Here is a 15,452-nt window from a genome sequence, read left to right on the forward strand (position 1 = left end):
AATGCTGACTGTTGAAAACGTAACCTTCATGGCCGGAAAACGCGTCCTGGTAAAAGATGTATCATTTGCCGTTCATCCAGGCGAGATCCTGGTAGTACTTGGAGCCAATGGAGCTGGAAAATCATCTCTGATGCGCCTGCTTAGCGGAGAAAAAGAACCTTCCGCTGGTACTATTCATTTATCCGGTAAATTATTGAACAGTTATACAGCAAAAGAATTGGCGTTGAAACGGGCCATGATGAATCAGCAAAACATTATTAACCTTGATTTTCTTGCGCTTGAAGTGGTACAAATGGGACGTTACCCCCACTACCGCAACCAGCCCACCCCGCACGACTGGGATATCATTAACCAGGTTATGACCGTTACCGGAATAAGCCACCTCTCGGAAAGGTCATTTTTAACCCTGTCTGGCGGTGAACAGCAACGCGTTCATCTGGCAAGGGTACTTGCCCAAATATGGGATACGCCAGAAGCCTTGTTATTACTTGATGAACCGGTTTCGGGCATGGATATTCAATACCAGCAGCAAACTCTGGCGTTGGCCGCTATGCTGGCAAAAAAAGGGTTTATGGTAATTACCATACTGCACGATATTAATCTAGCTGCCCAATATGCCGATAACATCCTCATGCTCAAAAATGGCCGCAAATGGTATCATGGCGCCCCTTCAGAAATACTGAATACAAAAAGTATTTACGATGTATTTGAAACAGAAGCTGATGTTTTTACAAATCCGCATACGCTTCAACAACTTATTATGCCTAAAAATATAACACACCAGATACTTGAAATCAATTTAAAAACCATTACTACATAAAATATGGAAACCATTAGCTTAAAAGAACAATACCTGGCATTTAAAGCCCAAAACCCAAAAAAACGTATCCGCGACATAGCCACTGCCCTCCAGGTTAGTGAAGCCGAACTATTGATGACAAGCCTCGGAGAAAACACCGTTATATTAAATGACACATTTGAAGACATTTTAAAAGAAATACCATCGTTGGGGTATGTTATGGCGCTTACCCGTAATGAATATTGTGTTCACGAACGCAAGGGAATTTATACCAAAGTTTCGTTTACACCGCATGCGGGACTGGTATTGGGTGCCGATATCGACCTGCGCTTATTCATGAACCAGTGGAAACTTGGCTTCGCGGTAGAAGATAACGGACACAAAAGCCTCCAGTTTTTTGACTGTAATGGCGTAGCCATCCATAAAATTTACCTTACTGAAAAAAGCAATATTGAAAATTATAATGGTCTGGTTAACAGGTTTCGAAAAACGGAGCAGAAAACTGTAATGGTGTTACCTGCCGAAGCACCTGCTAAATTTGAAAAATCAGATGACGAAATTGACCTTCCTGCTTTTCATCAGGCCTGGGAAACCATGCAGGACACACATGAGTTTTTTGGATTACTTAAGCGTTTTGGCCTGAGCCGCACGCAGGCTTTACGTCTTGCTCCCAAAGGTTTTGCCAAACAAACAGATATAAATAGCTTTAAAAAGGTTATGCAAAGCTGTTCAGCGCAACAGATACCTGTCATGGTATTTGTGGGTAATAATGGTTGTATACAAATCCATACTGGTACAGTCACCAGGCTGGTTGAAATGGAAATATGGTTTAACGTGCTTGATCCCGAATTTAACCTACACCTGCGTCAGGATGCTATAGCTACTATTTGGCATGTTGCAAAACCATCTGCCGATGGTGATATCAATTCTCTTGAGCTTTATGATAAAAACGGAGAAATGATAATGCAGTTATTTGGTAAGCGCAAGCCGGGTTTACCAGAGCTGAATGAATGGAGAAAAATACTCGCTGAAAACCTTTAGATTTTGACTGCCTATGCTAAATTTCACTGGAGATACAGCTGAGCAAATTATATTATTTTGTAAAAAGGAAGGTTATAAACGATCTTACAACAAGGTTTACATAGCAAAGAAACTATATGAGGCCGGAGATTTTATTGATGCGGAATGCCTGTGGTTAACATTAGTACCGAAGGAAAAAGTAAGTCGGGCAACCGTATATTTAGTTTTGCAATGGCTTGTTATTAATGATTTTGCAGTAAAAAAGCTATCAGGGAAAAGAATGTATGTTTACCGAATGAAGTGAGTTTCTTTTATAATCAGACAGTGCCGGATAGCATATCACATATAACCATTACCACCACAGCTTTGCCTTTGCAATAATTGTTGTATCGGCATAAGCTGTGGTTGATCGTTTTTTATAATCTTTCTACATAATTGATAATAAAATCCGCAAGCTGTTCCTGTTCCGCGACAGATAACAGTTCACCATCGTAAATCCAGAAACCTTGCGCATCAAATAAAATACAGCCCAGATTATCAGCTCTTTCTTCAAAAGCAGTATACAGTTGGTAGCATTGACCTGCTTGTCCATACAACAGGTCGGGCACCACCCGTATAACTTCATCCGGGCCATTTGTGCGTTTTACAAAGGCTTTAGCCTCTCTGGTCAGATAGCTATGTGTGGTCATTTCTAAACTATTATAATTTTTTTTCAAAGATAAGCAAATACTAATATTTTTAGCATTATTTTTGTGCATTAATTATTAGTATGCTCCAAGTTAAAGCCGATATCATCAGCCAGTTGCGTAAAAACCTTTTGCAATGGGAAGGTTATAAGCCACCGGTTGCGGGTGTACGCTCGTTGATGGGCCTGGGCCAGGTAGAATCGGCATTTCCAAACGGAGTGTTTCCGACGGCTGCGGTTCACGAATTTGTTTGCGGTTCAATCGAGCAGGCGGCGGCAGGCGGTGGTTTAGTAACGGGCATACTTTCAGTGCTGATGCAGCAAGGCGGAGTTTGCGTGTGGATTGGCAGGGCACAGCATTTATTTGCCCCGGCCTTAACAACGTTTGGCGTAGAGCCTCATCGGGTAATTTTTATCAGTTTAACAAAAGATACGGATACGCTTTGGGTAATGGAGGAAGCGTTGAAATGCCCGGGACTTACAGCGGTGGTCTGCGAATTACGCGATATGGATTTTAAGCAGTCACGGCGTTTGCAGCTGGCAGTTGAGCAAAGCCGCGTTACGGGCTTTGTATTGCGAAACGCGGCAGATAGACTTGGTTCTACGGCCTGCGCGGCGCGCTGGCAGATAAAATCGCTGCCAAGCGCCGACCTCAATGGATTGCCGGGACTTGGTCATTTACGCTGGGAAGTGGAGCTTTTAAAGGTACGCAACGGGCAAACGGGCAGCTGGATACTCGAGTGGCAGGATGGCTGCTTCAGACCGGTGAATGAATTGATTATTTTAGAAGAAAGGCAGGTTGGGTAAGCGATGGAAAAGCGTTTTATGGCAATCTGGTTCCGACATCTACTGACGGATGGACTGGCGATCCGGCGGCCGGAGCTAAGGGAGGTGCCTTTTGTACTGGTTACCCCTGTAAAAAACCGGGTGATTATTACTGCGGCCAGTTCTCTGGCAGAACAGCAGGGCGCTTTTACAGGTATGGCGGCGGCAGATGCGCGGGCAGCAGTGGCTGAACTTTTGGTGATTAACGATACGCCGGGCAAAGCAACCCAATTACTACGGCTTTTAGGTTTATGGTGCATTCGCTATACCCCTGTTGTGGCAATTGACCTGTCCGACGGCCTGATTCTGGATATATCTGGCTGTGCCCATCTCTGGGATGGCGAACGAGGTTATCTCAAAGAGATTGTTTTAAAACTACGCAAGGCTGGTTTTGATTCCCGGGCCGCTATCGCCGACACGGCAGGCACGGCCTGGGCGGTAGCGCGGTATGCTACCGTCTCTCCTATTATTCCTGCCGGCGGTCAGGCACAGGCTTTAGCAAGCTTACCCCCTGCAGCTCTACGGTTAGCAGCAGAAATACTGGAAAGGCTGAAAAAATTAGGTTTCCGCAATATTGGTCAATTGCAGCATATGCCTGCCTCTGTTTTGCGCCGGCGCTTTGGGAAGGAGTTATTATTACGCTTAGATCAGGCGCTGGGCCGGATAGATGAGGTATTGGTACCGTTGGTGCCTCCGGTGCCTTATGCAGAGCGCCTCCCCTGCCTGGAACCGATTCGGACGGCTGTGGGTATAGGTATAGCTATTGAAAAATTACTTTCGGTTTTATGCCTCCGTTTACAAGCCGAAGGCAAAGGCCTGCGTAAAGCGATACTGAAGTGTCACCGCGTAGATGGCCGAAAAGTACAGGCGGGAATAACAACAAACCGGGGTTCGCATAGTGTTTCGCATTTACTAAAATTATTCGAATTGCAGATTGCAAAGATAGAACCGGCTTTGGGTATTGAACTTTTTGTACTGGAAGCGCCAAAAGTAGAAGATATGGAAACGGTGCAGGAACAACTATGGGCAGAAGCCAAAGGTCTGGCCGGCACAGCACTGGCAGAACTGCTTGACAGGGTGGCGGGTAAAGTTGGGCCTAATGCTATACACCGCTTTTTACCGGCAGAACATTATTGGCCGGAACGTTCGGTAAAAGTGGCCGTCTCTTTAACAGAACAACCGGAAACATCCTGGCCTGTGCAAATGCGACCTATACGTTTACTATCCGTACCAGAACCTATTGAGGTGATGGCGCTGGTACCTGATAACCCGCCAAAACTATTTATTTATAAGCATAAGCGACACATGGTGGTTAAAGCAGATGGGCCCGAGCGTATCGGGCGGGAATGGTGGCGCGATACGGGTGAACACCGGGACTATTATGCAGTAGAAGATAGTGAAGGGCAACGCTATTGGGTGTTCCGGTCGGGGCATTATGATGGCGGCGATGCGCAATGGTATTTACATGGATATTTTGCTTAGAAACAATGACAAACTACGCGGAATTACAGATAACCTCCAACTTTAGCTTCCTGCGCGGGGGCTCTCATCCCCATGAATTGGTAGAACATGCTGAAGCTCTGGGTTACTCTGCCATAGCCATAACCGATCGGAATTCTTTAGCGGGCATTGTACGGGCACATATGGCGGCCAAACAACTGAAGATCCGATTTATTCCGGCTTGCAGGCTTGACCTTGTAGATGGCACAAGCTTACTGGCCTACCCTACTGATATTGAGGCTTACGGACGTTTATCGGCCTTATTAACGAGGGGTAACCTGCGAACAGAAAAAGGCAAATGTGAGTTATACAAGGCAGATGTCTATGAACACCAGGAAGGCATACTCTTTATAGCAATACCGCCCGATAAGCTGGACAGTCGCTTTGAACTGGATGCCGGCTTTTTGAACGATCTGTATGAATACCAGCAGTATTTTGGGCGCTCACTTTACTTAGCCGCTTTTTTTAATTACCAGGGACAGGATGCCAAGCGCTTGTTTCGGCTGGCAGAAACCAAAGTACCCTTAGTAGCAACAGGAGATGTACATTACCATCATGCTGCCCGCCGCGAACTGCAGGATATACTGACCTGTATTCGCGAAAAATGCACTATCCATACGGCAGGTTTTAAATTGTATCCTAATGCCGAGCGGTTTCTAAAACCATTAGATGAGGTAGGGCGACTATTCAAGGGATATCCCCAAGCCCTGGAAAATGCAGCCTATATTGCTGATACCTGTACATTTTCTTTAGATGAATTAAAATATCTTACACCCAGGGAACAACTTATAGGCGGGCTCACCTTCCATCAGCGACTTACCAAATTAAGCTGGGAAGGTGCAAAAGCACGTTTTGGCGACCCAATTCCGGAGAAACACCAAAAGCAAATAAAACTTGAACTGGCCTTTATCGAAAAACGCAAGCTGGGGTGGTATTTTTTACGGGTTTACCGTTATACGCAACAGGCAGAAGATCTGGGAATTTTACACCAGGGTCGCGGTTCAGCAGCAAATTCTATAGTTTGTTATTGCCTGGGGATTACAGCGGTGAACCCGGATAAGTCGCGTTTGCTGTTTTCTCGCTTTATGTCTGATGCGCGTGATGAATGGCCGGATATTGATGTGGATTTTGAACACGAACGTCGTGAAGAGATTATCCAATTCATTTATGATGATTACGGGCGCGACCGGGCGGCTATAGTGGCCACGGTAACCCAGGAGCGCCATAAAGGTGCTATTCGCGATGTGGGCAAAGCTATGGGGCTGTCGGAAGATACGATCAAAAGAATAGGCGCCACAATCTGGGATTTTCACGAAGAGGGTTTTGATGAAAAACGGCTGCGGGATCAGGGGCTGAATCCCAAAGACCCGATGATACTAAAAGTATTACAATTAACCTGCGAACTGATGGGCTTCCCACGGCAATTGGGCCAGCATACGGGCGGCTTTGTAATTACCGAGGGGCAATTGACCAACCTTTGCCCGGTAATGAACGCCCGGATGGAAAACCGCACGCAGGTAGAATGGAACAAGGATGACCTGGAAGATCTGCAAATTCTGAAAGTAGATGTGCTTGGATTAGGAATGCTGACGATGATCCGCAAAGCTTTTGACCTCATGCTGCGGCACCATGACCGCAAATTAACACTGGCTACTGTACCGCAGGATGATCCTTTGGTGTATGATATGATCTGCAGGGCAGACACAATAGGGGTTTTCCAAATAGAGAGCCGGGCACAGATGTCTATGCTGCCGCGTTTAAAGCCGCGTGAGTTTTATGACCTGGTAATTGAAGTAGCCATAGTACGGCCGGGGCCTATTCAGGGCGATATGGTGCATCCTTATTTGCGCCGTCGGAACGAAGAAGAATTACCAGAATATCCGCAACCAGAGCTGGAAGAAATACTAAAACGTACCCTTGGTGTTCCGCTATTCCAGGAGCAAGCGATGGAAATAGCCATCGTAGCAGCCGGATTTACTCCGGCAGAGGCTGATCAATTACGGCGTAGTATGGCTTCATTCAAAGCGAACGGTCAGTTACATATGTATGAAAAAAAAATGGTCGAGGGCATGGTGGCGCGTGGTTATGAAGAAGATTTTGCGCGGCGGATATTCAAACAATTACAGGGTTTTGAGGGCTATGGTTTCCCCGAGAGTCATGCTGCTTCGTTTGCCTTACTGGTGTATATATCCTCCTGGCTCAAATACCACTATCCGGATGTGTTTTGTGCAGCGCTTTTAAATAGCCAGCCGATGGGTTTTTACCAACCCGCACAAATTGTGCGCGATGCGCAGGAACATGATGTAAAGGTGTTACCGGTTGATGTAAATTATTCAGAATGGGATAATACGCTGGAACCAAACGGCGAAAAACTTCACGCAGTGCGGCTGGGTTTTCGACAAGTTAAGGGTTTGAAGGAAGATGACATGGCAGTGCTGGTGGCAATGCGGGAAGGTGGTTACCGGCATATCGACCAGTTGCGGGCAGCTGGTATAACGGAGGCGGCGCTGGAAAAGCTTGCAGATGCGGATGCATTCCGTTCCTTAGGTGCCGACCGGCGGATGGCCTTATGGGAGGTTTCCGCACTGGCTGACCGGCCCATTGGATTATTTGACGGCCAACTGTCTGAAAGTGTTCTGGAAACAGCGATGGATTTGCCGGAGATGACCCGCGGCGAGCATGTGGTACAGGATTATATTTCTACCGGGCTTTCGCTGAAAGATCATCCTGTCGGCCTACTACGCTCCAAACTTACGCAGTTGCGTAACATACGGACGATTGATCTTTTGAACAAAAAAGATGGCGACAAAGTGTGTATTGCCGGTTTAATTACCGTGCGGCAACGCCCCGGAACAGCCAAAGGAGTACTCTTTATGACGCTGGAAGACGAAACAGGTGCGGCGAACCTGGTGGTATGGCAAAAGTTTTTTGATAAGTACCGGAAGGAAATTATGCAATCGCGCCTGCTGATGGTAGCGGGCAAATTGCAGGTGGCTAATGGGGTAACGCATCTCGTAGTACATCGTTGTTTTAACCTGACGGCATTGTTGCGTGGTTTGACCGAAACTGATCTCTCGCAACCGACACGCGGTGATGAAACCACTAAACCGATTAATTATGATGGGCGGTCAACGGAGCCGGCTGTTTCTACAGAAGGTGCTTTTCATAAAGGAAGGAATTTCCATTGATAATGTTAATATTGTAAACGAATGAGTGAACTGAACCCTGCGATGCAACTGGCCACGGAATACCTGGAATCTACTAATACGGTGGTTTTTCTAACGGGTAAAGCGGGCACCGGTAAAACCACTTTCCTACAAAACCTCAAGCAGACTTCAAAAAAGAAGCTGGCGGTAGCAGCGCCTACGGGTGTAGCAGCCATCAATGCAGGCGGAATGACCCTGCATTCGCTGTTCCAATTGCCATTCGGTCCGCTTTTACCCGGCGGAGATGAACGACCGGAAATGCATTATAATCCGGAAAAGAAAGAACTGCTGGGTAGTTTGGAACTGCTGATCATTGATGAGATCAGTATGGTACGACCTGATGTGCTCGACCAGATCGATCTGATTTTGAGGAATATCAAGGGCACTACGTATCCATTCGGCGGTGTGCAGCTATTATTAATTGGTGATCTTTCACAATTGAGCCCGATCATCCGTGACGAGGAATGGGGAATGTTAAGCCGCTATTACTCAACACCCTATTTTTTCAGCGCGCTGGTTATGCAAAAGGCGCCCTATATCCGGATCGAACTGGATCATGTTTATCGCCAAAAAGAGCAGGATTTTATACGTATCCTGAACGAAGTGCGTAACCAGCAGATCAGCGGAGAGAGTTTAGCGTTACTAAACGCTCGATATGTACCAGATTTTCGGCCGGCAACTGATGATCCATACATTACCCTGACTACCCACAATAGTATTGCACAACAGGTTAATACAGAGTTTCTGGAAGCTTTACAAGGGCAAGAGTTTGAGTTTTCGGCAACGGTAAAAGGAGATTTTCCCAGGGATGCCTACCCTACGGAAACCAACCTCAAGCTCAAGATAGGTGCGCAGGTTATGTTTGTCAAGAATGATGGCTCGGCCGAAAAGCTGTATTATAACGGCAAGATCGGCACGGTTAGTCGAATTGAAGGTAATACCGTTTTTGTTCAATGCGGCCCGGGAGATAGAGAGATTGAGGTAGAAGCCGTAGAATGGACAAACGTCAAATACCAATTGGATGACGAGGCAATTAACGAAAGTAATGCTGGCAGCTTCGCCCAGATTCCTTTAAAACTGGCATGGGCTATTACTATTCATAAAAGCCAGGGGCTCACTTTTGATAAAGCCATTATCGATGTCAGCGAAGCTTTCGCATCGGGCCAGGCTTATGTAGCGTTAAGCCGCTGTCGCACATTATCGGGCATGGTTTTGCGTAACCCTATCGGCACCCATAATATCATCGGCGACCCAGCAGTAATTCGTTTTAACCAGCAGGCGGCTTTGATCAAGCCTAACGGACAAACACTTTTGCGCGACCAGGCTTTATATGAGCAATATTTGCTCGGTGAACTATTTAATTTCGGTCCTTTGCAAACCAGGCTCAAAGGTTTTGAATTGCTGTTACCCGATCTGGAAAAGGAGATTATCAGCGTGGCCGGCAAATTCACTAAGCAACTCAAAACAGAACGTAGTTCACAGGCGGCCGTTTATTTTCTTGAAAAACTGACGGCTGCTACCGAAAACCTGCATCGGCAATTACCTGGCTTGATCGGAACGTCCAAAGAACTTGCAAAGAAAGCAGACCAGCTTATTATTTGGCTAATGAACCGGATACGACTGATGGAACATTTCGGGCAGGCGCCTTTTTCGGTGACCACATATTTGTTATTGATCAAAGAGGGTATTAAAACGTACGACCACTCTTATCTGAAGACACTAAATGCACTGCCCAACGAAAAACTGTACGAACAATTATTGGAGTGGCGGGAAGAAACAGCAGTTAAAGAAAATATTATGCCGAACATGGTGCTTTCTGAAAAAACCGCGGCTGCTATAGCCGAAAAATTACCGGCTACCCTTAAAGCATTGAGCGCGGTAAAAGGTGTGGGTACACAAAAGGCTACGCAATACGGACCGGAATTGATTGGATTGATCCGCGCCTATCAGCAGGAATTACAGGGATTCGGGACTGAGCAGGTTAGCTTGTTTTAAATGTTCTGATTAGATATTTTAGCACTACCCGGATATAGCCAACAAATAATCGAAATCTTGCTGAACTACATAAGACTTACCAGCTAAGCGCACCTGTTGTTCCTGGCGGATTCCCTGTAGCTGCACAGTCTGCGGGTATGCCTTCACCTTGTCTTCAGTTAATAACTGGTAAGCATCTTCAGAAATGATCAGATCATTATCCAGTTCGCGGGTTTTGGCCTGGAGTCTGGACGCGATATTAACAGGCAAGCCCATAACTGATAATTGAGGTGCATTATCTAAACCGAACTCGCCAACAAAAACCTTTCCGGCGTGTAAGCCCACACCAATTTCCAACGGACCGCCGTAATATGGTTCGGCATAAGACTCGTTAAATAGACTAACCGTCTGGAACATCATTTTTGCAGCCTGATAGGCATTATTCACGGATGCCGTTAATTCAGTTTGCAAGCCAAAGACAACGTACAGGCTATCGCCGGCGATCTCTACCACCCTGCCTTCAAACTTTTTCACGATCTGACCAAAGGCTGTAAATAAACGGCGAACAATTTGTATAACGGTTTGGCCAGGCTGAGCTTCCATCAAACCAGTAAAATTCCGGATATCCAGAAAAAGAATAGCCAGCTCCTGTTCCTTATCCGGAGCACCAGGCGCGTGGTTCAGTATCAAGTATTTATTTTCCATAGTTGTAAGACGATTAGCCATTTGAAACATTTTAGACAAATGTAAACTGATGACTAAAAGATGGCAAAGTAAAACAGGCGAACAGGGCTGGCCAGTCGGTAAAAGCCGGGACATTAGCGGTAAAACAAATAATAAGCCTTATTTATGCTGGAAGTTAGATTCTATATGTGGCCGAAGACATAGCCGAGGATCAATGCCATGATAATTAATACCCACCAGATATATTGCCATGTTCGCAGACGATTAACTGACTTTTTAAGATTACTAATCTCCGATTCATGGGCTAATTTTATATTTTGCAGTCTCATATTCTGCTGCTGTAGTTTGGCGAGTGTTCCTCCCACTTCAAGCGGTCTCTGTTGCTCCAGCCAGTACCTTCGGGTAAAGCCGCCCTCTTTAAGAAATTTTTCACCTTTGGGTTTTAGAATAAGTTTTTCAGGCAACTCATAATCACCATGTTTGCCAGATTTCGCGACCAGGCCTTCTCTCGTCAGTGCCTGTACCATAGCGAAAGCAGAGGCTTCGTCCTGATCAAAAAGTTCAAGCAACTGTAGTCGGGTCAGGCTATCAGGAATACCAAATGCCTCCAGTATCGTATCCAGCATTTCGCATTCATATTCATTCAAATCTGTCATTAATACAAAAATAATAATAACTTTTGTCATGATTATCGGCTTTCGCCCTATAGATCAGTCGGTAATTATTGTATTAAGAAATGATATATGATGCATAATATTGACACATCTTCGCGTGTTAAAAAGAGCTAATGAAATCAAAGTGATCGAGAAAAAGTAATCCAAACAACAAAATCCCCCATTGATGGTACAACAGAAACAAAGGCCACTTTTGGAGTGACCTTTAATTAGTGTTTAATCTCAGCGTTTTTTCACCATCACTGCATACCGACAGCTCTTCATCGCCGCTTCGCAATAAAAGCCCATTGGTCATGGAATTTCTTTATGATTTTACTGAAATAGTCGGGTTTGCGGCGTAAGCTGCCCAAAGCTCGTCTAATGTTTTGCCGGTTTCATTTTTCCAGCTATCATCAGTAAAAGTATGGCCGCGCAACTGACCATCCAAATCTTTTACCAAACCTGGTTTAATGCTCGCTTCAATCCAAACCAAGAAGCGGGCAGTAATACGGTAGCTATTTTCATAATTCTGTGTAGCTTTAAAGGCTGGCAACGACCACTTTGCCCCCGCATTATCTACCCCGAATTTATAGCGGGCATAATCGGCGATGCCCTCGGTTAACCATCCAGGGCCGTTACTTTGGCCGTAATTCTGAACAATGTGCATCACTTCGTGGGTAACCACATCAACATCACCCGGATGTTTTGTCATGTACTTTGAGCTAAAAACAACCCGGCCATTATCTGTAGCGGCTACGCCGTCATAAGCTGTATCAATAACAAAGGTTACTTCTTTTACTGTTTTTTTATTGTAGGCCCTGGCCAGTTTAGGGTAAACTTCATAAAATGTTTCAACCAGTTTATTTTTCAGGTCATTGCTAAAGGCGGCGTCCTGATTTTCCACTGTTAGTTTGTATCCTTTTTTATTAAAAACTTCGGAAGATTGCGCATGGGTATCGACGGTAAAAGCCAGAATAAAAACCAAACCTGGTATAAGTGCTTTTTTCATGATATAAATAATTGTTAAATATATGTTTTATAGAATTGAGTAGTTATAATACAAACACGTTTATAAAAATCCTGGTGCTGACTCTGCAACAACATTTAAACAATTTTGATAAAACGTTTTATCAAAATTGGTATACATCTTACCCATTCAGATAGAAAAATCAAATATAGCTTAGTAGAATGTTTTAGCAAATTTTTATGGCATCTTTTAAACAAGTTAAATTTTTATGATTTTTTCAAACGAAACAACAGATTAAAAATTTGTTCAAACAATTAAGACTATTATTTATTTGCAATCCATCACAATATGAAACATGTTAAAATATTTATAAAACTACTCTAAATATGCGCCCCTTTCACTGATTTTTTAGGCGAGAGCCTTTATTGTGGGTTGAGCTACGTTCTATTAGTTTTGAAGGTATTTGCAGTTTAATTTTTGAAATATCGTACTTTTCTCCACCCATTTGCGACAATAAGAGGTCAATTGCCGATTTAGCAATTTCATATGTAGGCTGCCGAATAGTTGTAATGCCAGGAGGATACAAATTAAATATTTCATTATCATCAAAGCTTACCATTGCCAAATCCCCGGGGATATTAAGCCCCAATTCTTTAATGCTCTGCAACCCCATAATACCTAAGTAGTTGGTGGTAAAAAACACGGCATCCATCTGCTTTTGCTGTTCTATGAAGGTTTTTATCGCATTTACCGCGTCGTTTTTATCAGTATCAAAAGATAGTTTAAGTATCATCTTTTTATTTTCTTTAATACCGCAGGCTTTTAAAGCCTCTTTATACCCTAATGTACGTTCATGCAGCTGTATCAAATCAATATCGGCTGTTATAAGCCCTATCTTTTTGTAGCCCGCATTAACCAGATGTTCAACTGCGTTGTATGAGCTGTTATAATTGTCAACCAATACATGCGGAATATCCAAACCTGGGAAATAGCCATCTATCAATACCACAGGCTTTTCATTGGCTAAAAGTTTTTGTATCTCTTTCTCCAACCCTTTCATGGGAGTAATAATATAGCCATCAACCAACTGTTGCGAGAGCATCCTGATCACATCCTGGCCTTTTTGAATGTTGTTATTGGTACTACAGTAAATAATCCGGTACCCCTCCTTTTCAGCCTCCTCTTCTATTACTTTAGCCATAGCTCCAAAAAACGGACCACCAATAGTCTCAACCACCAGGCCAATAACTTTTGAAACACCGGTGCGTAGCCCTATAGCCATGCGATTGGGCTCATACCCGTTTTTGGCAGCTACGTCAAGTATTTTTTTTGCTATTTCCTTACTGATACGCCCCTTTCCGTTTAAAACAAAAGAAACTGTTGTAATAGAGGTGCTGGTAAGCTTTGCGATATCTTTTATAGATATTTTCTTTGTACTCATTGTTAAATTATACGGATTTGCCGTGATTTTTGGGTTTATAAACTGGCCGGATAAATACAGCAAATCAGTCTGATTATCAAAAATATAAATTTATAATAAAGTCCAGCCTGTTTGCATGTAAACTTCAACATAATTAACACTTAATTTAGGACAATAAGAGGTTTTGGTACTTTGATGTTAATAATGTTACATTCCGCTGCAAACCCTGTTGTTTCCAGTCGCTCCTCCTTTTGCGGTAAAACTACTCCGACATTGGTAAAGCCTTTTATCAAGTTAAAACATAATTAATAAATATGCTTAAATTACCAATGAAAATTAAAAGTCCCTTAATATTTAACATTTGATATCCCAATCTATATATGAGCATTACGCCCAAGCTTAATCGTTTTGACCTGTCAATGATCGTTATTAGTCTGGTGATAGGTATGGGCATTTTTGCTACCCCTGGTGAAGTAGCCATAAGTTCCGGCAACCCTTATTTATATTTTGGAGCCTGGCTTTTTGGCGGTGCTGTAAGTTTATGCGGCGCGCTCACCTTTGCAGAAATAGGTGCCCGTTATCCAATTACAGGAGGTTTTTATAAGGTTTTTTCCTATTGCTTTCACCCAGCGTTCGCATTCATGATCAACTGGATACTAGTAATCAGCAACGCGGCATCGGTTGCAGCGGTTGCCCTCATTGGTGCTGAATATATTAACCCGATTATCATGCCACCAAGCTTACAAAATGATCTGGGCATCAAAATCATGACCATAACATCTGTATTGGTATTATACATTATTAACTTTTTGGGTATTAAAATGAGTGCCCGAACTCAAAATGTACTTACCATATTTAAAATAAGTATGATCCTTATTCTTTGTACTGCGGTTTTAAAAAGCCATATCATGCCGGGCGATTATAAGGTTATTGAAAAGGTTACCGATAATAATTATACCCTGAGTGCGTTCGGGTTAAGCCTGGTTGCTGTATTTTTTACCTATGGCGGCTATCAGCAAACGATTAATTTTGGAGGAGACATTATTAATGCAAAGGTTAATATACCCAAAGCCATTTTTTGGGGAATGATAACGGTAATATGTTTATATCTGCTCATAAATTTTGCCTACTATTCTGTTTTAGGTATCAATGGACTGCAACATAAAACTGCTTTGGCTGCTACGCTAGCCGGCGCTATTTTTGGAACACTGGGCTATAAAATAATATCATTGCTGATGTTTGTATCAGTACTTGCTTTTATTAATGTAAATATCATGGCCAATCCACGGGTTTACTATGCCATGGCCGAAGATGGTATACTACCCCAAAGGTTCAGGCGTGTGAACCAGCAAACCCAGGTGCAGGAATTTGGTTTAAGTTTTTTTGTCGCAGCCGTACTTATCATATTGTTTTTTGTGAGCTCCTTTCAAAAAATACTCAGTTATGTAATGTTTTTTGATACTATTGGCCTTTCGGCGGCGGCAGTTACCATTTTCATTCTACGAAAAAAAACCAAACACTTAAATGGCAGCGGCATTTACACCATAAAATGGTACCCGCTCATTCCCGTTATTTTTATTGCTACTTATTGGTTTGTTACCATAAGCATTTTTATTGAAAACCCGTTGGCCGCATTAATATGCCTTTGCGCTTTTGTTGTTGGCCTCGCTATATATTTTGTAACCAAAGGCGGTCAAAAATCAATTACAATACCTTAAT

Annotated in this window: 12 protein-coding genes; 7 read left to right on the top strand and 5 right to left on the bottom strand. The window is 43.6% G+C overall.

Annotated features, from left to right (window positions below; all coding sequences use genetic code 11):
* Window position 1 precedes the first annotated feature (1 nt).
* On the top strand, window positions 2–820 hold the full coding sequence (locus SNE25_RS19405) for a heme ABC transporter ATP-binding protein (protein WP_321560655.1): 819 nt from the start codon (window positions 2–4) through the stop codon (window positions 818–820).
* A gap of 3 nt (window positions 821–823) precedes the next feature.
* Window positions 824–1,840 (top strand): hemin-degrading factor, encoded by a 1,017-nt coding sequence (locus SNE25_RS19410; protein ID WP_321560656.1) that lies wholly within the window; start codon window positions 824–826, stop codon window positions 1,838–1,840.
* Window positions 1,841–2,235: 395 nt separating this feature from the next.
* Here the strand turns inward: SNE25_RS19410 and SNE25_RS19415 are convergent, their stop codons facing one another.
* Window positions 2,236–2,577 carry a hypothetical protein gene (locus SNE25_RS19415; RefSeq protein ID WP_321560657.1) on the bottom strand — a complete coding sequence of 114 codons (342 nt, stop codon included), beginning with the start codon at window positions 2,575–2,577 and terminating at the stop codon, window positions 2,236–2,238.
* Window positions 2,578–2,588: 11 nt separating this feature from the next.
* Between SNE25_RS19415 and SNE25_RS19420 the strand changes: the two genes are divergently transcribed.
* Genes SNE25_RS19420 through SNE25_RS19435 form a run of 4 tightly spaced genes read left to right on the top strand, consistent with a single transcriptional unit; the run spans window position 2,589 to window position 10,030 of the window.
* On the top strand, window positions 2,589–3,311 hold the full coding sequence (locus SNE25_RS19420) for an ImuA family protein (RefSeq protein ID WP_321560658.1): 723 nt from the start codon (window positions 2,589–2,591) through the stop codon (window positions 3,309–3,311).
* A 3-nt stretch (window positions 3,312–3,314) separates the two neighbouring features.
* Window positions 3,315–4,811, top strand: a complete 1,497-nt coding sequence (locus tag SNE25_RS19425; RefSeq protein ID WP_321560659.1) for a Y-family DNA polymerase — start codon at window positions 3,315–3,317, stop codon at window positions 4,809–4,811.
* A gap of 5 nt (window positions 4,812–4,816) precedes the next feature.
* A complete protein-coding gene (locus SNE25_RS19430; RefSeq protein ID WP_321560660.1) occupies window positions 4,817–8,017 on the top strand; it encodes an error-prone DNA polymerase in 3,201 nt (1,066 codons plus the stop codon).
* 21 nt (window positions 8,018–8,038) lie between these two features.
* The gene (locus tag SNE25_RS19435; protein WP_321560661.1) at window positions 8,039–10,030 is read left to right on the top strand and encodes an HRDC domain-containing protein; all 1,992 of its coding nucleotides are present in this window, start codon (window positions 8,039–8,041) and stop codon (window positions 10,028–10,030) included.
* Between the two features lie 24 nt (window positions 10,031–10,054).
* On the opposite strand, the gene SNE25_RS19440 is transcribed toward SNE25_RS19435, so the two are convergent.
* The 4 genes from SNE25_RS19440 to SNE25_RS19455 form a co-directional block, all read right to left on the bottom strand.
* Window positions 10,055–10,714 carry an adenylate/guanylate cyclase domain-containing protein gene (locus tag SNE25_RS19440; protein WP_321560662.1) on the bottom strand — a complete coding sequence of 220 codons (660 nt, stop codon included), beginning with the start codon at window positions 10,712–10,714 and terminating at the stop codon, window positions 10,055–10,057.
* Between the two features lie 161 nt (window positions 10,715–10,875).
* Window positions 10,876–11,379: a hypothetical protein gene (locus tag SNE25_RS19445; RefSeq protein ID WP_321560663.1), complete on the bottom strand. Its 504-nt coding sequence runs from the start codon at window positions 11,377–11,379 to the stop codon at window positions 10,876–10,878.
* A gap of 292 nt (window positions 11,380–11,671) precedes the next feature.
* On the bottom strand, window positions 11,672–12,355 hold the full coding sequence (locus SNE25_RS19450) for a basic secretory protein-like protein (RefSeq protein ID WP_321560664.1): 684 nt from the start codon (window positions 12,353–12,355) through the stop codon (window positions 11,672–11,674).
* A 355-nt stretch (window positions 12,356–12,710) separates the two neighbouring features.
* Window positions 12,711–13,754, bottom strand: coding sequence for a LacI family DNA-binding transcriptional regulator (locus tag SNE25_RS19455; protein WP_321560665.1), 1,044 nt, complete (start codon window positions 13,752–13,754; stop codon window positions 12,711–12,713).
* Window positions 13,755–14,113: 359 nt separating this feature from the next.
* On the opposite strand from SNE25_RS19455, the gene SNE25_RS19460 reads away from it, so the two are divergent.
* The gene (locus SNE25_RS19460; RefSeq protein ID WP_321560666.1) at window positions 14,114–15,451 is read left to right on the top strand and encodes an APC family permease; all 1,338 of its coding nucleotides are present in this window, start codon (window positions 14,114–14,116) and stop codon (window positions 15,449–15,451) included.
* Window position 15,452: the final 1 nt, after the last annotated feature.

Origin of the sequence: Mucilaginibacter sabulilitoris (assembly GCF_034262375.1) — a bacterium.
Taxonomy (GTDB): Bacteria; Bacteroidota; Bacteroidia; order Sphingobacteriales; family Sphingobacteriaceae; genus Mucilaginibacter; species Mucilaginibacter sabulilitoris.

Bases quoted from the DNA above. Each gene is read 5' to 3' on its own strand.
- SNE25_RS19405 (WP_321560655.1), top strand. From the start codon at position 2: ATGCTGACTGTTGAAAACGTAACCTTCATGGCCGGAAAACGCGTCCTG.
- SNE25_RS19410 (WP_321560656.1), top strand. From the start codon at position 824: ATGGAAACCATTAGCTTAAAAGAACAATACCTGGCATTTAAAGCCCAA.
- SNE25_RS19415 (WP_321560657.1), bottom strand. From the start codon at position 2,577: ATGCACAAAAATAATGCTAAAAATATTAGTATTTGCTTATCTTTGAAA.
- SNE25_RS19420 (WP_321560658.1), top strand. From the start codon at position 2,589: ATGCTCCAAGTTAAAGCCGATATCATCAGCCAGTTGCGTAAAAACCTT.
- SNE25_RS19425 (WP_321560659.1), top strand. From the start codon at position 3,315: ATGGAAAAGCGTTTTATGGCAATCTGGTTCCGACATCTACTGACGGAT.
- SNE25_RS19430 (WP_321560660.1), top strand. From the start codon at position 4,817: ATGACAAACTACGCGGAATTACAGATAACCTCCAACTTTAGCTTCCTG.
- SNE25_RS19435 (WP_321560661.1), top strand. From the start codon at position 8,039: ATGAGTGAACTGAACCCTGCGATGCAACTGGCCACGGAATACCTGGAA.
- SNE25_RS19440 (WP_321560662.1), bottom strand. From the start codon at position 10,714: ATGGAAAATAAATACTTGATACTGAACCACGCGCCTGGTGCTCCGGAT.
- SNE25_RS19445 (WP_321560663.1), bottom strand. From the start codon at position 11,379: ATGACAAAAGTTATTATTATTTTTGTATTAATGACAGATTTGAATGAA.
- SNE25_RS19450 (WP_321560664.1), bottom strand. From the start codon at position 12,355: ATGAAAAAAGCACTTATACCAGGTTTGGTTTTTATTCTGGCTTTTACC.
- SNE25_RS19455 (WP_321560665.1), bottom strand. From the start codon at position 13,754: ATGAGTACAAAGAAAATATCTATAAAAGATATCGCAAAGCTTACCAGC.
- SNE25_RS19460 (WP_321560666.1), top strand. From the start codon at position 14,114: ATGAGCATTACGCCCAAGCTTAATCGTTTTGACCTGTCAATGATCGTT.